Source organism: Carnobacterium iners (assembly GCF_900177385.1).
In the GTDB taxonomy this organism is placed as follows: Bacteria; Bacillota; Bacilli; order Lactobacillales; family Carnobacteriaceae; genus Carnobacterium_A; species Carnobacterium_A iners.
Map to the genome: position 1 here is coordinate 345,466 of NZ_FXBJ01000002.1, position 23,494 is coordinate 368,959.

General features: G+C 31.1%; 29 protein-coding genes. 13 read left to right on the forward strand and 16 right to left on the reverse strand.

Annotation, left to right across the window (positions count from 1 at the left end; all coding sequences use genetic code 11):
* Positions 1 to 166: 166 nt before the first annotated feature.
* A complete protein-coding gene (locus B9Y54_RS12645; RefSeq protein WP_234987777.1) occupies positions 167 to 751 on the forward strand; it encodes a helix-turn-helix domain-containing protein in 585 nt (194 codons plus the stop codon).
* The gene (locus B9Y54_RS12650) at positions 721 to 1,605 is read left to right on the forward strand and encodes an IS3 family transposase (RefSeq protein ID WP_234987927.1); all 885 of its coding nucleotides are present in this window, start codon (positions 721 to 723) and stop codon (positions 1,603 to 1,605) included. The genes B9Y54_RS12645 and B9Y54_RS12650 overlap by 31 nt, the downstream gene beginning before the upstream one ends.
* A gap of 114 nt (positions 1,606 to 1,719) precedes the next feature.
* On the opposite strand, the gene B9Y54_RS01825 is transcribed toward B9Y54_RS12650, so the two are convergent.
* The 8 genes from B9Y54_RS01825 to B9Y54_RS01855 all read right to left on the reverse strand — a co-directional run bounded on the left by B9Y54_RS01825 (position 1,720) and on the right by B9Y54_RS01855 (position 6,106).
* Positions 1,720 to 2,133 (reverse strand): hypothetical protein, encoded by a 414-nt coding sequence (locus tag B9Y54_RS01825; protein ID WP_085558723.1) that lies wholly within the window; start codon positions 2,131 to 2,133, stop codon positions 1,720 to 1,722.
* A 169-nt stretch (positions 2,134 to 2,302) separates the two neighbouring features.
* Positions 2,303 to 2,503 carry a hypothetical protein gene (locus B9Y54_RS01830; protein ID WP_085558724.1) on the reverse strand — a complete coding sequence of 67 codons (201 nt, stop codon included), beginning with the start codon at positions 2,501 to 2,503 and terminating at the stop codon, positions 2,303 to 2,305.
* Between the two features lie 28 nt (positions 2,504 to 2,531).
* Positions 2,532 to 2,702: a hypothetical protein gene (locus B9Y54_RS12255; RefSeq protein ID WP_159446037.1), complete on the reverse strand. Its 171-nt coding sequence runs from the start codon at positions 2,700 to 2,702 to the stop codon at positions 2,532 to 2,534.
* 195 nt (positions 2,703 to 2,897) lie between these two features.
* Positions 2,898 to 3,245, reverse strand: coding sequence for a hypothetical protein (locus B9Y54_RS01835; RefSeq protein WP_085558725.1), 348 nt, complete (start codon positions 3,243 to 3,245; stop codon positions 2,898 to 2,900).
* A 597-nt stretch (positions 3,246 to 3,842) separates the two neighbouring features.
* A complete protein-coding gene (locus tag B9Y54_RS01840) occupies positions 3,843 to 4,262 on the reverse strand; it encodes a helix-turn-helix domain-containing protein (protein WP_085558726.1) in 420 nt (139 codons plus the stop codon).
* 232 nt (positions 4,263 to 4,494) lie between these two features.
* On the reverse strand, positions 4,495 to 5,025 hold the full coding sequence (locus tag B9Y54_RS01845; protein ID WP_085558727.1) for a GNAT family N-acetyltransferase: 531 nt from the start codon (positions 5,023 to 5,025) through the stop codon (positions 4,495 to 4,497).
* 140 nt (positions 5,026 to 5,165) lie between these two features.
* Positions 5,166 to 5,780 carry a DUF2812 domain-containing protein gene (locus B9Y54_RS01850; RefSeq protein WP_085558728.1) on the reverse strand — a complete coding sequence of 205 codons (615 nt, stop codon included), beginning with the start codon at positions 5,778 to 5,780 and terminating at the stop codon, positions 5,166 to 5,168.
* Between the two features lie 2 nt (positions 5,781 to 5,782).
* Entirely contained in the window at positions 5,783 to 6,106 is a 324-nt protein-coding gene (locus B9Y54_RS01855) for a PadR family transcriptional regulator (RefSeq protein ID WP_085558729.1), read from the reverse strand.
* 501 nt (positions 6,107 to 6,607) lie between these two features.
* Between B9Y54_RS01855 and B9Y54_RS01860 the strand changes: the two genes are divergently transcribed.
* The 8 genes from B9Y54_RS01860 to B9Y54_RS01895 all read left to right on the forward strand — a co-directional run bounded on the left by B9Y54_RS01860 (position 6,608) and on the right by B9Y54_RS01895 (position 14,045).
* A complete protein-coding gene (locus tag B9Y54_RS01860) occupies positions 6,608 to 7,927 on the forward strand; it encodes an IS1380 family transposase (RefSeq protein ID WP_085558730.1) in 1,320 nt (439 codons plus the stop codon).
* 465 nt (positions 7,928 to 8,392) lie between these two features.
* The gene (locus B9Y54_RS01865; RefSeq protein ID WP_085558731.1) at positions 8,393 to 8,590 is read left to right on the forward strand and encodes a helix-turn-helix transcriptional regulator; all 198 of its coding nucleotides are present in this window, start codon (positions 8,393 to 8,395) and stop codon (positions 8,588 to 8,590) included.
* Between the two features lie 2 nt (positions 8,591 to 8,592).
* The gene (locus B9Y54_RS01870) at positions 8,593 to 9,036 is read left to right on the forward strand and encodes a hypothetical protein (protein WP_085558732.1); all 444 of its coding nucleotides are present in this window, start codon (positions 8,593 to 8,595) and stop codon (positions 9,034 to 9,036) included.
* Between the two features lie 151 nt (positions 9,037 to 9,187).
* Positions 9,188 to 10,314 (forward strand): IS3 family transposase gene (locus B9Y54_RS01875; protein WP_090005180.1). Its coding sequence is split into 2 segments (ribosomal slippage): positions 9,188 to 9,437 and positions 9,437 to 10,314, totalling 1,128 coding nucleotides; the frame shifts between segments, so codons are not numbered across the junction.
* A gap of 226 nt (positions 10,315 to 10,540) precedes the next feature.
* Positions 10,541 to 10,969 (forward strand): helix-turn-helix domain-containing protein, encoded by a 429-nt coding sequence (locus tag B9Y54_RS01880; protein WP_085558733.1) that lies wholly within the window; start codon positions 10,541 to 10,543, stop codon positions 10,967 to 10,969.
* A gap of 309 nt (positions 10,970 to 11,278) precedes the next feature.
* Complete coding sequence (locus tag B9Y54_RS01885) at positions 11,279 to 11,545, forward strand: hypothetical protein (protein WP_085558734.1); 267 nt, start codon at positions 11,279 to 11,281, stop codon at positions 11,543 to 11,545.
* Between the two features lie 327 nt (positions 11,546 to 11,872).
* Positions 11,873 to 12,772 carry an ABC transporter ATP-binding protein gene (locus tag B9Y54_RS01890; protein ID WP_085558735.1) on the forward strand — a complete coding sequence of 300 codons (900 nt, stop codon included), beginning with the start codon at positions 11,873 to 11,875 and terminating at the stop codon, positions 12,770 to 12,772.
* Positions 12,765 to 14,045 (forward strand): ABC transporter permease, encoded by a 1,281-nt coding sequence (locus tag B9Y54_RS01895; protein WP_085558736.1) that lies wholly within the window; start codon positions 12,765 to 12,767, stop codon positions 14,043 to 14,045. Before B9Y54_RS01890 ends, B9Y54_RS01895 begins: the two co-directional genes overlap by 8 nt.
* Before the next feature lie 148 nt (positions 14,046 to 14,193).
* Here B9Y54_RS01895 and B9Y54_RS01900 read toward each other — a convergent pair whose 3' ends face one another.
* The gene (locus tag B9Y54_RS01900; RefSeq protein ID WP_085558737.1) at positions 14,194 to 14,523 is read right to left on the reverse strand and encodes a hypothetical protein; all 330 of its coding nucleotides are present in this window, start codon (positions 14,521 to 14,523) and stop codon (positions 14,194 to 14,196) included.
* A 461-nt stretch (positions 14,524 to 14,984) separates the two neighbouring features.
* Here B9Y54_RS01900 and B9Y54_RS01905 point away from each other — a divergent pair, with 461 nt between their 5' ends.
* Entirely contained in the window at positions 14,985 to 15,290 is a 306-nt protein-coding gene (locus tag B9Y54_RS01905) for a peptidylprolyl isomerase PrsA (RefSeq protein WP_085558738.1), read from the forward strand.
* A gap of 397 nt (positions 15,291 to 15,687) precedes the next feature.
* On the opposite strand, the gene B9Y54_RS01910 is transcribed toward B9Y54_RS01905, so the two are convergent.
* The 4 genes from B9Y54_RS01910 to B9Y54_RS01925 all read right to left on the reverse strand — a co-directional run bounded on the left by B9Y54_RS01910 (position 15,688) and on the right by B9Y54_RS01925 (position 18,400).
* Positions 15,688 to 16,818: an ABC transporter permease gene (locus B9Y54_RS01910; RefSeq protein ID WP_085558739.1), complete on the reverse strand. Its 1,131-nt coding sequence runs from the start codon at positions 16,816 to 16,818 to the stop codon at positions 15,688 to 15,690.
* Positions 16,815 to 17,513: an ABC transporter ATP-binding protein gene (locus B9Y54_RS01915; RefSeq protein ID WP_159446038.1), complete on the reverse strand. Its 699-nt coding sequence runs from the start codon at positions 17,511 to 17,513 to the stop codon at positions 16,815 to 16,817. Before B9Y54_RS01915 ends, B9Y54_RS01910 begins: the two co-directional genes overlap by 4 nt.
* A 96-nt stretch (positions 17,514 to 17,609) precedes the next feature.
* Positions 17,610 to 18,107: a helix-turn-helix domain-containing protein gene (locus B9Y54_RS01920; protein ID WP_085558741.1), complete on the reverse strand. Its 498-nt coding sequence runs from the start codon at positions 18,105 to 18,107 to the stop codon at positions 17,610 to 17,612.
* Between the two features lie 89 nt (positions 18,108 to 18,196).
* Complete coding sequence (locus B9Y54_RS01925) at positions 18,197 to 18,400, reverse strand: helix-turn-helix domain-containing protein (RefSeq protein ID WP_085558742.1); 204 nt, start codon at positions 18,398 to 18,400, stop codon at positions 18,197 to 18,199.
* Positions 18,401 to 18,850: 450 nt separating this feature from the next.
* Here B9Y54_RS01925 and B9Y54_RS12435 point away from each other — a divergent pair, with 450 nt between their 5' ends.
* Positions 18,851 to 18,994, forward strand: a complete 144-nt coding sequence (locus tag B9Y54_RS12435) for a hypothetical protein (protein ID WP_177173761.1) — start codon at positions 18,851 to 18,853, stop codon at positions 18,992 to 18,994.
* Positions 18,995 to 19,741: 747 nt separating this feature from the next.
* Here B9Y54_RS12435 and B9Y54_RS01930 read toward each other — a convergent pair.
* The gene (locus tag B9Y54_RS01930) at positions 19,742 to 20,473 is read right to left on the reverse strand and encodes a DUF975 family protein (protein WP_420836107.1); all 732 of its coding nucleotides are present in this window, start codon (positions 20,471 to 20,473) and stop codon (positions 19,742 to 19,744) included.
* 248 nt (positions 20,474 to 20,721) lie between these two features.
* On the opposite strand from B9Y54_RS01930, the gene B9Y54_RS01935 reads away from it, so the two are divergent.
* Positions 20,722 to 21,912, forward strand: a complete 1,191-nt coding sequence (locus B9Y54_RS01935; RefSeq protein ID WP_085558744.1) for an MFS transporter — start codon at positions 20,722 to 20,724, stop codon at positions 21,910 to 21,912.
* Positions 21,913 to 22,005: 93 nt separating this feature from the next.
* Here the strand turns inward: B9Y54_RS01935 and B9Y54_RS12655 are convergent, their stop codons facing one another.
* Entirely contained in the window at positions 22,006 to 22,947 is a 942-nt protein-coding gene (locus tag B9Y54_RS12655) for an IS3 family transposase (protein WP_338061328.1), read from the reverse strand.
* A complete protein-coding gene (locus tag B9Y54_RS12660) occupies positions 22,860 to 23,444 on the reverse strand; it encodes a helix-turn-helix domain-containing protein (protein WP_234987777.1) in 585 nt (194 codons plus the stop codon). The genes B9Y54_RS12655 and B9Y54_RS12660 overlap by 88 nt, the downstream gene beginning before the upstream one ends.
* Between the last annotated feature and the right edge of the window lie 50 nt (positions 23,445 to 23,494).

A 23,494-nucleotide genomic window follows, 5' to 3' on the forward strand; every position in this document is an offset into this window, starting at 1 on the left:
TTCTAACAAAATATAACCTACTATACTTCACATCGTAAAGTGTGGTCTTTGCAAGGCTAAAAACCGTCTGTCCTTTCTGCTCTTTTTTCGTGCAAAACAAAAACCCCCTTTGTGAGCCGACCCCCGAAAGTTAGACCTGGAAAATCTAAACTTAGGGGGTTTTTGTATGGCAAAATATAGTTTCGAATTTAAGCTAACGGTTGTTAAGAGTTATTTAGATGGAGCTGGTGGATACAAGTTTTTGGCTAAAAAATATGGTATCCCAGGAAAAAGTGGATCCCAACTCAAAATATGGGTCGCTAATTATAGACAATTCGGTGAGGATGGGCTAATCAGAAGTAAAAAAGACAATCATTATTCTGTTCAATTCAAGATAGATACGATAGAGTTGTATCTAACTACTGAGATATCCTATCAGCAGCTTGCATTGAAGCTCAAGATAAACAACCCATCCTTAATCGCTAATTGGGTAAGGGCATTTCATGCCGAAGGCATTGAAGGACTCTCAAAACCGAAGGGACGTCCGGCTAAAATGAAAAATAAAAACACTAACCAACTAAATAAAAACAGCCCTATTAAATCTACTGATAAAAATTCAGAACGGATCAAAGAGCTTGAGAATCAAGTATTATCTTTAGAAATTCAAAATGCTTTTTTAAAAGAATTGCGGAGTCTGCAGACCGAGGAAAACCAAAATCAAACGAACCAACTGCAAAAATTATCTACAGACTCCGAGAAAAATTCCAATTAAAAGATATCTTAATGACTATTGATTATCCTAAATCAACCTACATGTATTGGCAAAAACGTTTTAAACAGAAGGATCCAGATACAGAGTTAAAGCAACTTATATTAGAAATACGGGACCAACACAAAGATTACGGTTACCGTCGTATAAAGGCAGAATTAAGAAATCGTGGTTTCGTTGTAAATAAAAAGAGAATTCAACGCATTATGCAGGAACTAAACTTACAAGTTACTTCTTTTTCTCGTAAATCACGTAAGTATAGCTCCTACAAAGGAACGGTTGGAAAAGTTACTCCTAATCGTATCAGCCGCAGATTTGATACAACTATCCCCTATCAAAAGATAACGACGGATACAACAGAATTTAAGTATTACGAAAATGATCCATCTGGGAATCTGCAGATAAAAAAATTATACCTTGATCCTTTTATGGACATGTATAATAAGGAGATAGTCAGCTATAAAATCACAAAACAACCGAATGGTATCACTATTATGGAGGCTTTAGCCGATGCTATTAAAGCAACTGAAAAGTGTCCATTTAGACGAACTTTCCATTCTGATCAGGGTTGGGCATACCAAATGAAGGCCTACGGCGCTGAGCTGAGAAAAGATAATATATTCCAAAGTATGTCTAGAAAAGGGAATTGTCTTGATAATTCTCCAATAGAAAATTTCTTTGGACTACTAAAACAGGAAATGTATTATGGAAATGTTTTTCATAGTTATAGAGAGCTGGAACAAGAAATCATCAAATATATTCACTATTATAATCACGATCGCATAAAAGAGAAGTTAAATTGGATGAGCCCAGTTCATTATCGGGAACATCATTTCTCTCCTTCTCTAGTAGCTTAAAAGCAAAAAAATAGAGTAGATTTCTCTACTCTAAATAAAGTCCAACTTTTTGGGGTCACTATATTGCCTTTTGGCAGGGGGGTTTTTGTTTTTAAGTTTACTTTTATATGCAGATTAAGGAGCGAAACCGTAAAAAGTTAAGATAGAAAGGACATATCCTAGAGCAATTATTCCTGTCAATGTAATGATAGCTCCAATAATTATCACATATTTCAAAAAAACTAAATAGATATCTGCGTTCATTATTAATTTCTTAAACAGCAGTATCAAAACTACTCCCAAAGGGATAAATAATAAAAAATACAATATAGATAAACCATTATAGTAAATGTTTATTCCTTGATTAGGCAAAGATGTTTTGAAAAACATAGAAAAACCTAATAGGAATGCAATAAAGATTAAATTGACTACAACAGAGTATAGACGAAATTTCTTTTTGTATTTACTAGATAATTTAATATTGAAAGAAATTAAATTATGTACTGCAGAAATTATTACTGCAACTACGATATTTGATGGAAACTGCATATAGATCCTCCTTATCATAGAAAAATTTAACTACGAAAATCAATTAGTGAATATCTATTCACTCAATTGATTTGTTGTTTAAAGGCTAACAGATATATGAAATTAGATAAAATCACGTATCGTGGACCTTGCTTTATCGAGGTTCTTTTTTTACGCTTTTTCTTAAAACCTAGTCTCTTAGATTTTTAAGAATAATTTGTTTTTTGTGAACAGCTTTATTAGCATTATAAAGATTAAGTAAAAAGCTCAAAAACCAAACAAAACTTGCCAAACGAGCTAATAATCCGTCTTGGAAAATAAAGGCTAAAGCTAAGATAAAGTTGAGTAAAGCAATGTAGAAAAAAGGTTGTTTAAAAATAGCTTTCTTCACGGAGTACCTCCTGGATTATGTTACATGATTAATCATGTTTTATGTAGTTGTTTTTTTCATCATAAAAAAAATATAAAACGAGTAAAGCTACTATAAAACCTCCAATAATAAAATCAGATGGTCCATTTATAAAGAATTGGACTAATCCCGAAAACAAACCAAAAATTAAAGCTTGATAAGGTTTCTTCATTTTTATCATGTTTAGCCTCTTTTCTTCTAGTTAGTAAATCTAACCAGTTTAATCGACACGTTTAAACGACTGCGGAAACTCAATCAGCTCAATACCTGCTAACTGTCGATTTTGGGTAGACTTAATTTAAGCACTATGGAAATAACTAACTTACAATAAAATAGATGACTTTATTTTTATATTTACTAACTCTTTAAAAAAATATTAGTATGAAACTTTTTTTAAAAGGCTACTCAAATGGGTGCAAAATAAAATCGGATTTAAGTATAAAAGAAGCGCTAGAATTAATGTCCATTCAATTGCTACTGTACGGACAATAAACATACTAATAACCGCAAATAAAATATCTAAACTACAGCTTAAATAAACTGACGATTTTAGAACTGTTTGTTTTTCTTTAGGTAACTCTTCAAATCCATTAAAACCTAATGGAATAAAAGTCCAATCTTGAATAATCTTTGAATAGTAATGACCTTTAGATATTTTAATCATAGCGATTAATTTAATCAAAATAAAAAAAGACATAAAGGCAATTAATATGTAATACTTCATAAAAAAACTCCTTTCAAATCTATTCTTTATTATGACATAAATTATTTCATTAAAGCATCTCAACACATGAAATGATGTAAAATTATGTATCAAGGATGTTGTTGAATCAAGTGTTAGAATCACTACCGGTAGGACGTACCCTATTGATAGCTTATTATTTATTTCTAAACTTATTTAAATCAAATAATGAGCGAGGTGCTAAAATAAAACCTACTACAGAATAGATTAATGTTAAATCGTAATAAGTATTTTTAAGCTTAAAACTATCGAACATAAAATATAAAAAACTATTAAAATTATAGCATCTTGTAAGATTCTTTTTTTAAATTCATTTTTTGATTTTGTCATAATAAAACTCCTTTTCTTTCTCTTTCAGGTTAACACATACATGAAATGACACAAAATCGTGTATACGGACCCTTCAAAAACAGGGTTTTTTTTCACCTTGAAAGTAAAAAGCAGAGCACAAAACATACCTAATCTCTTTTATATTCATTATTTAATCGCTTTTTTGAGCTTGTTATAATTAAAATTAAGACAAACTCATTTATAAATATTTTGTACTAAAAAATGCATTTTAAACTCATAATTTATGATTTACTTGGAATGTAAATTTGATTTAGTATTTTTAACCACGCGAAATACTAACATCTGGAATGTTATGAAACTTACTAAGGAGATTAGTATAATCCATCCCGTATCATTATTAGAAGACATAGTTGTAGCAAAAATAATAAAAGAAAAGACTGCTAAAATGATAAGTTTCTTTCTATTATCATCTTTAGGATTTTTATCATTAGAAGTTGAAAGATCTTCTATAAATTGAGTTTTTACTAATTTATCTAATGAAACATCAAATAATTCACTTAATTTAATTAACGTATCCATTTCAGGATAACCGTTACCAGACTCCCATTTTGAAACAGCTTGTCGTGAGACATCTAATAATTCGGCGAGTTCTTCTTGAGTTAGTCGTTTATTACTTCTTAATGTTCTTAAATTATCAGAAAAAGTCATTTTTTCACCTCAACTACATTTTAGATGACCCTTAATAGGAATACTACAAATCTCTGATTGCTTTTTAGCAACTTTAAGTTGCATACGTCTAATATTTCTCAGTTTTATGTAATTCTTATTATAAAAAAACTCCTATTACTAGTTACAAACACCCCTCACGTTTTTATATATGAAATGAGATAGATTCATGTATCCATAACCTTGTCTTAACAAGGTTCTTTTTATTTATCAATTAACTTTTTAAAGAGGAATAAAGAGTGAAATTTATTCTTGCCATGACACATTCATTTTCATATTTTCCTTTTCTTATCGCTGCAAACCGTTTAAGTCCTTCTTTTTCGAATCCAAATTTCTCATATAGGTATATGGCGTTCTTATTGTCCTCGAATACAGTCAGTTCGAGTCTCACAAGCATTAACCAATTATCTGCTATGTCTATAAGTGCGGCTATTAGAGCAGTACCAACACCTTTACTTTGGTAGTCTTTATGAATCATTATGCCTATAGTCCCACAATGTCGTCTACGATGATTACCATTCACAAATAATCCAGCAGTTCCTATAATTAGTTCTTCATTACTCTCGAGCTTTGAAATAGCAACAAACTGGTGTTGATTAGCATCCATGTTAACAACAAAATCTTCATTCTGTTGTATTCTCTCTGACGGTAGCCCAGAAATGTTTTCGAAGACTCCTGGCATACGTCTCAATTTATTTAATCCTTCAGCATCGCCACTTTTGATTGGTCTAATATAAAACTCCATATGCGTTCCTCCTAAAAAGATTATAATATATATTTATCAAATACAAAATTATTACCGTTTAGTCATTTTATTATACAACTTTTTCTCTTTCAAAATATAGTAATTAATTTTATTTTTTTATTGAATTGATCAATTATTGTTTAATCGTTTAAGAGAGCATTTTTATAATGATAATGAGCTTTGACAGCAAAAATAATATACAAAAGAACTAAAGTAGGAATGATCAGCCAACTAAATCCCCTCCCTATCGCAAAAGGTGTTTCAAATAAAAATGCTTTCCAAAAAGAGGATCCTGAAAGGTCCCATAGTCCGGGAGTAAGATACAATGATTTTGGATTTAATAGTGTTTGGAAGTCAACTATTTTAGTTAGATATAGGGATATTAATATCACCAAATAACTCATTGCTAAAGACGCCCATACGCGGGCCATTCTTTGATACCTTTCAGCCTTAGAAAAGTTATCAGAAAAGATATCTGCGCTAGCACTCTTTTCTATTTTTTTGAAATATTGTTTTCCTGATGTTTTACTACCTGGAATATGTTCCCATCCGCTATCTTTAAAAAGGGTCTTATAGTCCTGAAAATCTTTTTTTGATTTAAACGTACGGTAATCAATTTTTATAGTAGAAGAATGCGCTTTTTCACGAAATTTATAATCCGCTTTTTTGTCATATAATTCCCAGCCTTCGTTGGACTGCTCATTTAACCATTTCTCTTCTTTATCAAGATTAAAAAAGAATTTAAATTTTTTCATACTCATACACCTTCCTGAGTCAAATTTTCTCCAGTAATAGCGACTATGTGTTTCATTCTTTTACAATCAAGAAGTAGGATGTTTTTTCCTTCTTGTGTAATGATGTAAACTTTACGCCTCTTATCTACACTCTCAACCGGCTTAATAAATTTCAATTTTAGTAGGTTTTCAATCGCTCCGTACAATGTTCCTGCGGCCATTTTCACTTCATCATTACTCAATTCTTCAACCTTTTGCATAATTAAATACCCATGTGCGGGTTCAAATAAAGATAAAAGAATATAATAAACGGTTTCTGTAAGGGGGAGATTTTTATTTCTTTTCATTTAGTTCATTCCCTTCTCAAAATAGAATATAAAAAATAAACAGTTCAACTATATACTTATATTGTATACAGTCGAACTGTGTAAGTCAATTATTTAATTTAGAATAAAGATAAGTAGCTAATAGTCATTAAAAAAAATACGTGAAATTAGATAAAGTCATGTATGTAGAACCTTGTTAAACCAAGAGTTTTTTTACCTCTTGTAACTAGTAAAACGTATGGATTTAATGTATGGTAACCTCTATTTTGGGTACATCCTATTTTAAGCAAAAGGTTTAAGGTAATAAAGCAATTACGATACTAGAAATTAAATCAAATATAGATTCGATTAATTTTTTAGTAGAATACCTGAATAATTCATAGCTTTTCTAAAAATACTAATCGATGTTGATTTTACAGCGTTTAAACTAATTTGCTTTATCACCCATTAGGTGATGAAAAAAGAACCCCTTTCTGCTATGGTTATATCATCACAACCAACCAATAGAAAGGGGTTCTCTCAATGATTACTTTACAAGAAAAAGCAATGAAATTCAATAACCATTTATATGTCTCTCATACAGGTGGTCGTTTATCGAGTGATTCAGGATTAATTTTAGTTGATGAATTAATGGATACTTTTCATTTTGAAGAATTGTCAAAAAAACTCACTTCATATAATGAAAATCGTCGTTATTGGAAACACACTAACCATAAAATTTTAAAACAACTAATTCTTCAACTAATTGCTGGCTATAAAGCTGATTCGTCTGCGACTATCTTACAGTATGATCCAGTATTACAAACTCTGTCACAAGAAGAGTGTTTGGCTTCTCAACCGACTATCTCTCGGTTTCTTGATCGCATTACAGACCAAACGATTAATGATTTACAAACCTTTAATCAAACATTAATTGACCAAGCGAGATTTGTTCGCAATGATATGAATATGATTATTGATTTGGATTCTACACACTCTGATACCTTCGGTATTCAGGAACAAACAGATTATAATGCCCACTATCGAACAAACGGTTATCATCCATTAGTCGCATTCGATGGATTAACGGGCGATTTTTTAAAAGCTAAACTTCGTTCAGGAAATCAATACACGTCTAAAGGAGTTAAAGAGTTTCTTGAACCGTTATTAGATCATTATAATCAAGCAGTCCCTACGACAGATATTTTAGTGCGTGGAGATAGTGGATTTGCAACACCTGATATTTATGAGTTATGCGAAGAATATGGGTCAAACTTTGTCATTCGCCTAAAACATAATAATAATTTATACCGATTAGCAGAAGAGTTTGTGTATTACGACGATAATTATCCTTGGAATGAAAAAGAAGAATACTATTATTCCGTTTCCTATCAAGCAGCGTCTTGGTCTAAACCGCGTAGAGTATGCATTCAATCCATTCGAGAAATGGGTGAATTACTTTTCAAGCATACGTTTATTGTCACAAATTTTTCAGAAAATATTTCATCAAAACAAGTTTTTAAGACGTATAAAAAGCGTGGTGCTATGGAAAACTACATTAAAGAAGCAAAAAATGGTTTCTATTTTGATAAGACAGATAGCCCTAAATTTATTGAAAATCATGCACGTATGATGATAAGTGTCCTTGCATACAACCTAATCAATTTTTTGCGTACAACTTGTTTTGATAAAAATTATAAAGGACTTCAAATTAATACGATTCGTCTTCGCTTATTCAAAGTAGCTGGCAAACTAGTGAGTACTGCGAGAGAAATGTATCTAAAAATTTCTAGTTCGCATGTTTATCAAGCGGAGTTTTATGCCGTCTTTAATCGAATCCAAAGGATTCGGCATTATATTTAAAAACTCCTTAATTTTTTTTAAAAAAACCAATCAAAACCAAGGACCAACTATGCCCAAAATTCGTAATTTCTTAATGAGAAACCAATAAATAAATGAATTAAGTACCAAAAAGTAAAACTATTAAACGTTAATTTGAAAAAAATTTGAAAAAAGTGTGTTAATTGATTAAAAACAACAAAAAATTAAAGGTATGAATTATTCAGGGAATAAGTTAGTTTTTAAACATATTTTTAAAAACTCCTTTCTTTTTATACTTATAGATACATAAAATTGGATAGAGTCTTGTTCTAGCAGGAGTAGTTTTTATTGAATTACACGATAATTTTAGCCTTTTAAACTTTTTAATAGTTATGATCACAGCAGAATAAAAAAATCTGCTAACTCATTTTAAAGTATTGCATCTGTTTATGTGTATGATATACTTTACTTATTGCAATCTATGTTTGTCGTATATGGAGGAATAATATGGCTAAGAATTTAAGATTAAAGGCAGAACGAGCAAAGAAGGATATGTCTCAACAGCAGCTGGCAGATGCTGTTAACGTTACCCGACAAACAATTAGCGCTATTGAAAGAGGAGATTACAATCCGACAATCAATTTGTGTAGAGAGATTTGTAAAGAATTTAATCTAACATTAAACGATTTATTTTGGGAGGAATAAAAATGAAACAATATGATGAATACCAGAAATTAATGCGATATAAGTATGGCTATTATTCATTTATTTATTTAATTAGTCTACTTGGATTAAATTATCTACTTGGTCTATTTTTTAATTTACAATGGGGCGCAACCAAGGAGACAGAGATGTTGATTATAATGTTTGTAGTCGTCATCTTTTTTACGAATATAAGTGTCTATCACAATGCCTATTTTCGTAAAAAAGATGACAAAAAAGTCTACTCTTGGCTACTTTTGATTGTAGGATTGTTCAGCTTATATACAACTTATCAAACTTTTTTAATTATGCTTGAAGAAATAATGATAAATGGAAAAATAAATGAAGGCGCTACTCGATTTCTTTCAGGATCTCTGCTCGTATCTATTCCCATTACTTACTTTATAAAAAATAAAATAGATAAAAAAATAGAGATAAAAGAACAATAGTATATTTAGTGAAGTAACGATACATGAAATGAGATGAAATCATGTATCGTGGACTTTTATTTATCGAGGTGGATAGGTTACACTTTACTGGACAATAAAGATAAGGTCTCTACTATTAGAATCAATAGAAACTAAAAAGGAGATTTTTATTATGACCAGAAGACAAAGAAGAACCTATACAGATGAATTTAAGAAACAAATTGTTTTACTTCATAATACTGGGAAATCTAGAAAAGAAATATTGTCCGAATATGACTTAACGCCTTCGGCCTTCGATAAATGGACTAGACAAGATACGAATTCAGGATCATTTAAAGAAAAAGACAATAAAACCGTTGAAGAACTTGAGCTAGAAAAGTTGAGAAAAAGAAATGCACAACTAGAAATGGAAAATGATATTTTAAAGCAAGCGGCGCTGATATTTGGACGAAAGTCCTAGTTATTAAACATAATGCTCATCTTTATTCCATATCAGCGATGTGCCTAGTCCTAGAGCTTCCAAGAAGTACCTATTACTATTATTTAGAGAAAGACCTAGAAAGACAACAGGATCCTTGTACTCAAGCTGTTGTAGACATTTCCCATAACAGTCGGAGGAACTATGGAACTAGAAAAATTAAAGTTGAACTTTCAAAAGGAAACATCCTATTATCAAGACGTAGAATTGGAAGAATCATGAAAGATAATGGATTAGTATCTTCTTATACAATTGCTCAGTTTAAACCACAAAAGACACCAACAAATGAAGCGAAGATCCGTAACCAGTTGAACCGCGAATTCAATCAAACTGAGCCTTTACGAGTGGTCGTGAGCGACTTAACTTATGTCCGAGTTGATAATCAATGGAACTATGTTTGCTTATTTGCAGACTTATTTAATCGAGAAATTATTGGCTACAGCGCAGGTGGCCGAAAGGATGCTGCTTTAGTTTATCAAGCACTTTCAATCATACAATGTGATTTAACAAAAATTAAGTTATTCCATACCGACCGCGGGAATGAATTTGATAATGGTTTGATTGATGATGTTCTTGATGCTTTTTCTATCCAGCGCTCTTTGAGTAATAAAGGAACACCTTATGATAATGCAGTAGCAGAAGCGCTATTTAAAGTCTTTAAAACAGAATTTGTTAAAAAGAAAAGCTTTCCAGATTTATTGAGCTTACAATCTGGTCTAATGGACTACGTCCATTGGTATAATACCATTCGCATACACGGAACCCTCGGATATCTAACGCCGCATGATTATAAAACGAGACACCTTATAAAAACTGTCTAATAAAGTGTTGCCAATCCAAGGTTCTTTTTTCTCTTTCGGAGTCCAATAGGATCTCTGCGAGACTAAAAATTCTCCTCTATTTTTGACGGGAGGCTTTTAATAATCAAATATAACAGTGAAATAGCTGCAATGTAACATACTCTTAGAGCAACTATGGCATGACTATAAAGACCTTTGATAGTATAGGTTATAATTATTTATTATAATAAAAATGAAAGGAGATCATATGGAATTACAAACGATATTAAAACAAAAAAGAAATGAACTTCAACTAACACAGGAAGAAGTTGCAGAAAAAATTCATGTCTCACGACAAACAATCTCGAACTGGGAAAATGGACGTAACCTTCCTGATCTCAGTAGCCTTATTTTAATTAGTGAGATATATGCTGTTTCTTTAGACGAATTAATTAAAGGAGCCCCTAAAATGGTCAAGCAATTAGATAAAAAAATAAAAAAAGGACACTATTTTATTGGTGTATCTATCTTAAGTAGCTTATTTATTGCATTAACTCTTTCTTATTTAGTCAGTCCAGGTGAACTTAGTGCAGCAATTTTATTTTTCGGAACAATTATTATCGTTTTTTTGTTAGCTCTTCTTTTAATGTTAATGGGAATACTATCCATACTAAAAACTGTACAAGACAATCGTTAAGGGTAGTCTTTTACAGTTTTCGGTGATTTATAAATAGACTAAGAGTTTTTTAAAGGGTATAGAATTATTTGTTCTTTGTTTTTTTATGATTATTATAACTCTTACAAAAAATAAACAAAAAATATAAAAAATAAGATTAAAAAATTAACTAAGTATTTTTTATTTCGATAAAATCTCCTCTTAAAAAGACTACTGTAAAAAATATTTTGTTAACTAGGTGTTCACATAGCTAGTTTTCTAGCTGAAAAATCAGAAAAATGATTGCTATATAAATATTTAAACTTAATTATAAAGTAGGTGCAATTCTATATGATAGAAGCTTTTTTAGATGTTATAACAGCTATATTCTTTGACTTTTTTTTAGATTATTTAAAAAATGACAAAAAAAGTAAAGTGGTTAGATTAATAGTAGTTACGTTTATTTTCCCCCTACCTATTTTATTAGTAATCATTTCCTTTCAAAAAATTATGGATATTAATCAAATATGGCTTTATGCAGTGATTTTTTTAGTTGTCATTTACTTTTTATACCTTATCTTTAAGTATATAAAGGGTGTTTTTGTAGGTTTTAAATAAAATGAAAAGATAATTATAATATGACATAAAATCGTGTATCAAACACATGAAACTGCCTATAAATATATATCTAGAGCCTGGTTGAATAAAGGTTCTTTTTTTTCGTTTTTATCCATTTTTGCTTTTCTCTTCCTTTTTTCTAGCTAGTAACTTTAAATGAGCAAATCGATAGTGAAAGATCAATCAGATCAACACCTGTTAACTGTCAATTTTGAGTGGATCCGATTTGGATTATTAAAATACTAGACTTATTTTACTTTATTTATCACTAGTGTTAGAATTTAAGAGATAATTTATGTTATGAACTATGCTTAAGGAGGAGAACATATGCTTAAAGTAAGAAACTTAACGAAAACATTTGGTGACTTAACAGCAGTTGATTCTGTTGATTTTATGATTCCTGGAGGGACTATTTTAGGATTAATTGGCCAAAATGGATCTGGAAAAACAACGACCTTTCGTCTCATCCTTGATTTACTGCATCCAGATGAAGGAAAAGTTCTTTGGAATAATAAGCCGCTAAGTAGATCAGAATATAATCAAGTAGGCTACTTACCAGAGGAAAGAGGGTTATACCCTAAAGTTACTATTGAAAAGCAATTAATTTATTTTGCTCAATTAAGAGGTAAAAGTAAAAAAGATATTGAACCTCATATAGATGAATGGATGGAGAAATTTAAAGTTAAAGGCAAGAAAACAGATAAAGTTAAGACTTTATCAAAAGGAAATCAACAGAAAATCCAACTTATATCTACACTGATTCATGACCCAAAACTGATTATTCTCGATGAACCATTCAGTGGTCTTGATCCAGTAAATGCTGATTTACTTGAAAAAGGGATCATGGAAGCAAAAGAACGAGGTGCTAGTATTATTTTTTCTAGTCACAATATGAATAACGTAGAGGATTTATGCGACCACTTAGTTATGTTACGAGATGGAAAAATTGTTTTAAACGGAACTGTTCATAATATAAGAGAACAATTCGGACGAACAAAATTGTATTTAGAAACTCCTCTAGAAAAAACAGTTTTAGAAGCTATGCCAGGAGTAAAAGAAGTAAAACAAACAGGCAACCAAACTTATACCTTATCACTGACTTCCCCTGAATATGGAAAAGATATTTTTCAACGTGTTACTCAAAATGGGTACATCACAACTTTTGATCAACAACCACCAACACTAGAAGAAATCTTCAAAATGAAAGCTGGTGATAAGAATGAATAAGTTCTGGGTTATTTTAAAGGAATCTTATCGAAAAAACGTCCAATCTGTTGGCTTTATTGTTATGATTCTTGCTCCTTTAATTATTATAGGCATCGGACTAGGGATAGGCTATTTTGTTAGCAATGCTGAAGATGACTCTTTACCTATTGCTGTCATTACCGAAAACGAACAGGTACAAGCCTTGCTCTCTTCTAAAGAAACAGGTCTTAAAATAGACAAAGATATCCAGTCGATAGCAAAGGCAAAAAAAGCGTTAGGAAATGAAGAGATTGAAGGCTATGCAACTATTCAAGTGAAAGATAACTTTGTTGAAGCTGAATATGTAAGCGCGGATATCCAAGGTACACCAAACGCAGAACTACTCAGGTCTTTACTAACTAGCTACCAAACACAGTTAAAAGGAAAAGAATTAGCTCTTTCCCAGCAAGAAATTGAAGCACTAACGTCTCCTATTCAATTCTCTGAATCTATCGTTACAATCAAAGAAGGCATGATAAAGACCGAAGATGATTCAGAAATACCCGGGTCGCTTGTTAGAAATGGAGCTGCTTATCTGATTAGTATCGCTATTTTCATTTTTATTACAACTTATTCATCGATTATTGCACAAGAAATTGCCTCAGAAAAAGGGACTCGGATTATGGAAGTTATTCTTTCCAGTGTCTCTAGTACAACTCACTTTTTTGGAAAGCTCATTGGAATTTTACTTGTCTGTCTGACACAAATTTTATTATACGTCATTATAGGTATTATCGCTTTTATACAATTAAGGAAAATTGATTTTGTAAAAGATGTGCTTTCTATTATTGATTTAAGCCAACTTACCGGTTCCTTTATCGGAATTTCTATTGCATTATTTTTAGTAGGTATTTTTCTTTACGTTGTTCTTGCTGCTTTCTTTGGGTCGCTTGTGACAAAAATAGAAGATGTCAACAAAGCCGTTTCCCCCGTTGCTTTTATTGCAGTAGCAGGATTTTACGGTGGTATGTTTGCTTTTGTTAATCCTGATCATTTAATTGTAGAAATTTTATCTTTCGTTCCTTTATTTACACCCTTTATCATGCCTTTTAGAATTGCAGCAGATAATATTTCTTCAACGGGTATTGCTATTTCATTAGTCGCAACACTTTCGTTTACCGTTTTAACAACTTGGATTTCCTTGCTCCTTTATCGTTCAAACGTCCTTGTTTACTCCAATACAAATTTATTTAGAACAATTAAACGTTCTTGGAGTATTTTTAAAAGCGAACGCAACTCAACTTCTAAAGATTAAACTAAATTATTCTCAACGGACAATCAATCTATTTTACAAAAAAGCCCACCTAATTATTAGTTAGGTGGGCTTTTCTTATGACTCTTTTCATTATGCCTTGAATGAGCATTATTTAACGTCAATAATAAGTTTAGTAATTAGATTCATATCAGTTAGTTGGTTCTATCTTTCCATTTGAAACTAGACTAATAATATTTAAACCAATTGTTACAACGAGAAGAATTGCTGCAACCCAATTTAACGTACCGATTGTATCCATAAGAGCAGGTAAATCATTTATTTCAACTAGATAATTGTTATAAGATAATTGAAACCATAAAGCAATTGCGCAAGCTCCCATACTCAATAAAATCATTGTTGAATGGTTGTTCGCTTTTTTCTTACGCTGCATAATACTAACAACAGGAATGATCCAAGCAGTCAAACCTAGTACTAAGCTACCCACATTGAGCCAAAAGTAATCAAATGAACTAAACATATAAATCTCCTTCCAAAACTTTTTATTATGTACATGGTTAATAAAGCTTTCCTAAACTACATCATAACTTAAAAACCTTAAAAAAGAATAAACGAGTCTTTCTTTTTTTATTCCTCAAATGAACAGTTACATGTAAACAAATAAGTGCGTTACTTTGCAATTAAAAAATGAGATAATAAAGTCAAATTCATTACAAATAACTGTTATTATTTTAAAGAAAGAAATAAAAAGATAATGATCACAATAAGACGAAATACGGGTTGAATAGGTAGTTGCGGAAAAATTTTATTAAAAGTAAATGAAAAAAATCGGGAAATTAAATAAAATCGGGAAATAAATCTTACTATTTAAAACGATTATACCTATTTGAAAGCAACAGGCTTTGGTATGAAAAGAAATAAAATAAAAGTAAAAGATCAAGATAGTGTTCAGAATAATTAAAAGAACTGGGGAAGAAAAACGTGAAAAAGAAAATGATTTTTGTTTGTTTTTTATTGATTGGTTTCATTACGATAGGAGCTTGTTCCACAAAAGATACAGATGATTCAAACATTGCATCTATCAAAACAGTTTTAAACAAAGCTCTAACCGCACCTAATGAAGAACTTGTTGACGCATTATTAAAACCTATCGAGCAATTGCAATCAGGAGACGACGTTACGGAGTCAACTATTTCAGATGCTACAAATGAGATAGACGTCCTCTTAAAAGATGCTTACGGAGAGTATTTTACAGATTATAGGTATGAAAAATTTGTCATTCAATAGTCCATTCCTTCAAGCTACTCACTATATGCAGACGGTTCGGGTTATCAAATAACTGTCAAAACTATTGAAGTTACCAAAGACAAAGATCACGCTAACCGATATTCTTTTAAGGCGACACTTGACTGCATTACAAACGAAGATGAAGTAACTAAAATTGTTGCTACTGGGCGAGTTAAATTTAAAGATGGAAAAATAGCTTTCTTAGATATTAATGATGATAAAGGCTTACTGGAAGAAATGTCTGCTAAAATAATTAAAGTAGGCTATTAATCGAAAAGTAATTAGCTACCTTTTTTATTACGTATAACTGAGCTTTGGATGGATAAATTAAAGTAGTTCAGATTTTTTCGCTAACTTCATTATCGAAAGAGTATCTTTGTCTTGATTTACTTAAGGATTAAACTCGACCTTTCTTTTTTATAATCAGCCCTGATGCTAATAAACATAAAACAGAATAACTCAGCAAACAAATTAAGCCATTAGTAAAATTAATCTGCCCATTTATGCTAGGAGAAAATGAGTCACCATAGGTTAGTACTTTTGATAAGTCGAAATATGAAAAAGGAAGAAAATGAGCTATATTCGCAATAGTTGATTCTGCTGTAAAAAGTGGTGAACTAGGCAACATAATGATCATTAAAAGAATGACGGTCTGAACCAAAAAAGAATGAGTAAATCTTGAAATAAGAATAGATAAGCTTGAAATAAAGGTATAAATAGCCACTAACAAAATAGAAACTTGACTTAAAAATTGTCCAGTCGTCAGTATACTTACCGTTAACCCATCTTTTGAAATAGGAATGGGATAATTTAAAGAACCTATCCCATTTCTAAAGCTAAGTATAAAAATAGCTAACCCTACCGAAAATATAAAGTATGAAAAAGCGAATAGGACAGAAACAATTAGTTTTGAGAGAATCATTTTTTCAAAAGAAATAGGCGTCATATTGACAAAATCTCTTGTTCCATGAACTTTTTCATCAGTATGAATTCTTGAAAAAATTAATACCGGGAAAATTAAAATCATTGTAAAAGGAACAAGTATTTGAAAATCATTTGAGATAAAATTTATAGCTGGTACAGATGAATCGAAATTAACAGTCGCTACTAAATTATTAGCAACTAAATGTTCTAACTTAGCCACTGTCTTGCGTTGTTCAATGAGGGGAGTTCCAGAAAGAGATCCACTTTCTATTTGCTCTAGTATTTTTTTTTCATAGGCTAATTCAGTTTTTGAGATTTCATCTGATTGTTTTGAAGATAAAGCAGCATAAAATGCTTCTAGCAAAACTAGTCGCTCCTCTTCATCTTTTATCGCCAGCGGTACATCAAACTCTTTCATTTGTTCTATTCCTTCTCGTGTTTGTACTATTTGATCACTTATTTCTATTAATTTACTTGCTTGTGTATCTATTTTTCTGAAATCCATTACAGGGGATAGAAAAATAAATAAAATAAGTAAAAATAAACCTAAATACATTCGGTCATAACTAATCTTTTTAAAATCAAATAAGAGTTGTTGTTTCATAATAAACTCTCCTGTCCAAATAACTGATCGTAAACGACTTCTGAAGAAAGAGATTCTTTTTCAAAATCCAATAAGTAGTCTATTTTTTTATTTTTCAAAAAAAGTACCTTATCAGATATGTTATCTACATTAGATAAGATATGAGATGAAAAAAGAATGAGTTTTTGTTTGTTTTTTAGTTTTATCAGTTGTTCACTTATATTTTTCATATTTGTTGGATCTAAACCATTCATCGGTTCGTCAAGTAAAATAACATCTGCATCACTGACAATGCACATCGCGATTAGTATTTGTTGCTTCATCCCTAATGATAATTTTTTTATTGGCCTATTAACATATTCTTTAATCGCTAAATCTTTTATCACTTGCTCAACACTCACCGAGGAATGCCAAATAGCTTTCACATAATTAAGATGGTCTATTCCTTTAAGGTTAGAATAAAGTGTGTGATTACTTTCTACAAAGTAAAGAGTCTTGTAGTAAGCTTGTCTGTTATTAACAACGGTCAAGCCATTAATAAAAACCTCTCCCGAATCAGGACGAATAAGACCAGCTATCGTTCTAAGAAGGGTAGTCTTGCCTGCTCCGTTAGGGGCAACTAACCCGATTATCTCAGAGGAATTCAATTCAAAATCTAGCTTTTCTAAGATTATTTTTTTACCATAATTTACGGAGATGTTTTTTATCGTTAACACTTTTTCCCCTCCTTTTGAGATACGTTATATTATGAATACTATTTTTTAAATTATCTTGAAACAATTAATCCAACCACTATTTGAGCAACTTATTTATTAGCCTAAGTATTCCACGGTAGTCGTTCCCCAACTAAAAATATCACTTAAAATACCGTATCCCATAAATAGATTATAAGCAATCCCGCAAATACTTGCTAAATAAACTATTTTATATAGACTGTTCGTCTGTTTATTCCTAGCTATTAGAAAAGAAGCTACTATCAAACCAATAGGCGTAATCAAAAAAGAAATAAGCGCAACGGCTAATAATATTAATCCTTCATCTTTCTCACCTTTACTCTGAATAAAAGTTAGTTTCTGATAATATTCTTCAATTTTAAGTTCATTTTTAAGTACTTCGTTTTCCTTTAATAACTCATCTGTAGAAATTTCGTAATAGTCGCTCAACTTCACTAAATTATCTAAGTCTGGATAACTATTGCCATTTTCCCATTTTGAAATAGATTGCCTAGAAATTTGTAAATGATCAGCTACATCTCCTTGCGAATAACCTCTATTCATTCTACTTTCTTTTAGTCTTTCTCCTAATACCATTTATTCTCCTCCTCATCGCTAATCATTTTTCCTAATAGACAGATTCTATCTTTTAGTTATTGTAATATTAACCGTTAGAGTTAATTTTTTTATTCTTTACTTCCTTTTAACAACTCATCTATAGAAATCTCGTACAAATCGCTTAATTTCACTAAATTGGTTAGATCTGGCGAACTACTATTATTTTCCCATTTCGAAATAGATTGTCTAGAAATTTTAAGATAATTAGCTACATCTCCTTGCGAATACTTTTTATTGATTCTACCTTCTCTTAACTTATCTCCTAATACCATGTCTTCCACTCCCACTTTTCTTTCTTTTATTTATCCTATCAAAAGTAGCAAGAATTCACTATCAACCATTGGTTGCCTTTTAGCAACTAATGGTTGACAGATGAGAGAAATCATCACATTCGTGTCAGTAACTTTCAAAAAAAGTTTCTTTAACTATAAAAACAAATAGGAGCTGGTAAATATTTTTTAAACTATATTTGAGATAAAGCGTTCACAATTTAATACCCGATAGTAAATTTGAAAAAGTCTAATCTACTAAAAAGTTGGACGCATTAAGGAATAAGGGGATCCGCAACTAATGGTTGCTAAGATGTAAACTATTGCGTTCTAGTCTTTCTCGTCATAATAACGGATACTATGAATAGAAAGATACAACCACTCATTAATAAATTATTATTAGAATTTATTTCTCGTTTCTTATGCTAACTAAAAATTTATGGAGGTTTTTTGATGAATAGAGTTTCTTTATTTAAAATTTTTTCTGCTATTATTTTTAGCTTGGCTGTTTTTACACTGATGATTCAAAAAATTATCATCGGTTATGCTTTAGTTATTCTAGGTTATTATCTTCTAAGAAAATCAGATGAAACATAATGTTATCTTCTTAATCTATTTTACTTTTACCTAATAGGCAACTATTTTTTCTATTTGATTAGCGATTCTAATATCATTACAGATCAAACTTAAAGCCATTATCAAAAATAATTTAGTCTATTTCCTTCTTACTTAATATCCTTGTCTACCCTTTATTACGTACTTATTAATTTAGAATCGGTAGCGTTAACTTCATTTAAAAAGATAATTTAGAAATACGATTAGCTAAAAAGGGGGAGCAAAGAGGCTTATTTTCTAACTATCAAGAACAGCTTTAGTCGTTTTAGTTGGACTTGACTAATAATTTCCTCGTTGTCTATCACCACTTACTAGAGCCCCAGAAAATAGGATTACAAGAACCGTTAAAGCTACAGCAGAAAAATTAGCTATCTTAAAAAAATTACGTTTATGAAAAAAGTTCCTGGATAATTAAAGAGAATGATGAAGATCCTGGAAAAATTAACATTAGGTTTTTCAATCCATTTTATTCCTCTCTCATTTAACTTATTTTCTCTAGTATACTATTTAATTCATTCACATTCTTGCTATTTAAAAATTAAATATATCGCGTTTTATTTAATCTTTTATAGAGTTTTTACTTTTTATTTTTTGTCTTAGCCGTTCTTAAATTTATCTAGTTAGTTTTTTTGTAAAAAATAAAAAAGATAATTCCTATTCAATATAGGAATCATCTTCTCGTCGTTTATTTTTAATCATTCTATCTCATTACGCTTTTATTTTTTAAAATTAAAAGACTTCAACAGATTCATCATAACCATCATTTTCAGTTAGATTTTTATAAAATGCTGCAAGAGTAGCATTCATGTATGGGTTTAACCATATAAATCCGATACCGAAAGATAAAACACTTAAAATACCCCAACCAATAAAGCTTAATTGTAGGACAAAGTATTCCCACTTATGTCCGTCCATCATTTTTCTGCTTTCTGTAATGCAACCAAGAGCGGATACTTTTTCATCTTCAGAAAAACTTTTTCTATCTTTAAAAATAAAATAAGCTTGAGAATAAGAAAAAGTCTTTATAATTCCTGGTACGACAAGCAATAGTGTCCATAATATAGTGAAAATTGCTGTGAAGATATAAACAAGTAACGTTCCTAGAAAGTATTTTTTTGTAAATACTTGAAACGCTTGTTTAAATGGTCGGATTTGCATTTCTGGATTTCTTAACCAGTCTAAAAAAGTATACGAAATACCAATGGTCAAAAATGCAGAGACAATTCCCGTAATTGTAGAGCCAGAACCAGAATTATCCGCAGGTGGTGCGTAACTCGCAGGCTCTATCATTAACTCTTTAATCAGAACTGCTAGGACACTCAAAGAGATGGCCATTACAATAATTGTTAATAAAACAGGAATCATATTTAATAAAATTGCATCTTTCCATCTTCCGCTTAGTAACTCTTTTGCTTCTGCTTTTAACTCTCTTCTATTTTTATATCTTCCCAAAAAAATCATTCCCCTCAGCTATCTATTTCATTGACTAGACCCTTCATCTAATAATTATACTACAGATAAAAGTGTTTTTAAATCGGTTTTAGTTTTTGTTCTAAAAAAAAGAACAGCTTTTATTATAAAACCCCTCATCTCTCATCTAATAAACAAAGTTAACTATTTTTTCGTATGGTATACTATAAAATAGTTAACTTTGTTACATACATAGGCTTATACATTCTTCTTAATTTAATACGAAAGGAATCATTAAATTGACTAAATCATCGAGTTTAAGCTTACGTTATTCTAGTTTACAAGGGATTTACTGGATGTGCTTTTGTGCTGTATACGGATTTGCTTCTGTCTTTTTATTAGAGAAAAATTTCGAAAATCAAGGCATTGGGTTTATTTTAGCAGCAGCAAATATTCTTTCCGTTATTCTACAGCCAACGTTAGGTTCTTTCATTGACCGTTTAGATAAACTAACCTTAAAATTTGTTATCTCATCGATTACTATCGCAACACTACTACTATTAATCCTACTATCTTTTTTATCTAGCTTTGTACTATTGGATGCTTTTCTTTATACGTTGATTGTTTCATTAACATTAACCTTACAACCTTTAATCAATTCTTTAGCTTTTGAGCATATTAATGCAGGAGCAGCTCTTAATTATGGTTTAACTAGAGGAGTGGGTTCCCTTAGTTTTGGTATCACTTCATTTTTTTTAGGACAACTATTAAGCCGTTATGACGCTAGAATTCTTCCAATTATCTGCTTGGGACTCTTTTTCTTATTATTGATATTAATTTTAAGTTTTCCTAGTCTAACTCATGAGCATTCCTCTTCAACTGTACCTGTCTACCCTAATAAGAAATTACCTGTTCAAGAAAACACATTCACCTTTATTAAAAAATATAATCGTTTTGGGATACTTTTAATCGGAATTGCCTTTCTTTTTCTTTTTCATACCATCGTGAATACCTATCTTGTTCAAATCGTCAAGAGTCTAGGTGGGGACGATAGTGATTTTGGCTTAGCTCTTACTATTGCGACCGTTTGTGAATTGCCAGCTATGCTAGGCTTTGGTTATTTACAACAGAAATTTAAAAGTGGTAAGATGTTAATATTCGCAGGAATCTTTTTCGTTATCCGTAGCTTTGCCTTTTTATTTTCTACTTCTCTTTGGATGCTAGTTATTGCTCAATTACTTCAGGGACTAGCTTTTGCTGTCTACACTCCTGCTATTTCTTATTATGTAAATAAGTTAATGAGCAACTATGATAAAATTAAAGGACAAACCTTTGTTGTAGGCGCAGCAACACTCGGCAGTGTTTTTGGTAGTATTATTGCCGGCGGATTATTGGACTCTGCAGGTATAACAGTCATGTTGTCTGTCGGTAGTCTCGCAGCTTTCATAGGCAGTATACTCATTATTTTTTCTGTTCGTACCGATATTTAATTAAGAAAGAAGGAATCTGCAACTATGAAATATAGTGACCCCAAAAAGTTGGACTTTATTTAGAGTAGAGAAATCTACTCTATTTTTTTGCTTTTAAGCTACTAGAGAAGGAGAGAAATGATGTTCCCGATAATGAACTGGGCTCATCCAATTTAACTTCTCTTTTATGCGATCGTGATTATAATAGTGAATATATTTGATGATTTCTTGTTCCAGCTCTCTATAACTATGAAAAACATTTCCATAATACATTTCCTGTTTTAGTAGTCCAAAGAAATTTTCTATTGGAGAATTATCAAGACAATTCCCTTTTCTAGACATACTTTGGAATATATTATCTTTTCTCAGCTCAGCGCCGTAGGCCTTCATTTGGTATGCCCAACCCTGATCAGAATGGAAAGTTCGTCTAAATGGACACTTTTCAGTTGCTTTAATAGCATCGGCTAAAGCCTCCATAATAGTGATACCATTCGGTTGTTTTGTGATTTTATAGCTGACTATCTCCTTATTATACATGTCCATAAAAGGATCAAGGTATAATTTTTTTATCTGCAGATTCCCAGATGGATCATTTTCGTAATACTTAAATTCTGTTGTATCCGTCGTTATCTTTTGATAGGGGATAGTTGTATCAAATCTGCGGCTGATACGATTAGGAGTAACTTTTCCAACCGTTCCTTTGTAGGAGCTATACTTACGTGATTTACGAGAAAAAGAAGTAACTTGTAAGTTTAGTTCCTGCATAATGCGTTGAATTCTCTTTTTATTTACAACGAAACCACGATTTCTTAATTCTGCCTTTATACGACGGTAACCGTAATCTTTGTGTTGGTCCCGTATTTCTAATATAAGTTGCTTTAACTCTGTATCTGGATCCTTCTGTTTAAAACGTTTTTGCCAATACATGTAGGTTGATTTAGGATAATCAATAGTCATTAAGATATCTTTTAATTGGAATTTTTCTCGGAGTCTGTAGATAATTTTTGCAGTTGGTTCGTTTGATTTTGGTTTTCCTCGGTCTGCAGACTCCGCAATTCTTTTAAAAAAGCATTTTGAATTTCTAAAGATAATACTTGATTCTCAAGCTCTTTGATCCGTTCTGAATTTTTATCAGTAGATTTAATAGGGCTGTTTTTATTTAGTTGGTTAGTGTTTTTATTTTTCATTTTAGCCGGACGTCCCTTCGGTTTTGAGAGTCCTTCAATGCCTTCGGCATGAAATGCCCTTACCCAATTAGCGATTAAGGATGGGTTGTTTATCTTGAGCTTCAATGCAAGCTGCTGATAGGATATCTCAGTAGTTAGATACAACTCTATCGTATCTATCTTGAATTGAACAGAATAATGATTGTCTTTTTTACTTCTGATTAGCCCATCCTCACCGAATTGTCTATAATTAGCGACCCATATTTTGAGTTGGGATCCACTTTTTCCTGGGATACCATATTTTTTAGCCAAAAACTTGTATCCACCAGCTCCATCTAAATAACTCTTAACAACCGTTAGCTTAAATTCGAAACTATATTTTGCCATACAAAAACCCCCTAAGTTTAGATTTTCCAGGTCTAACTTTCGGGGGTCGG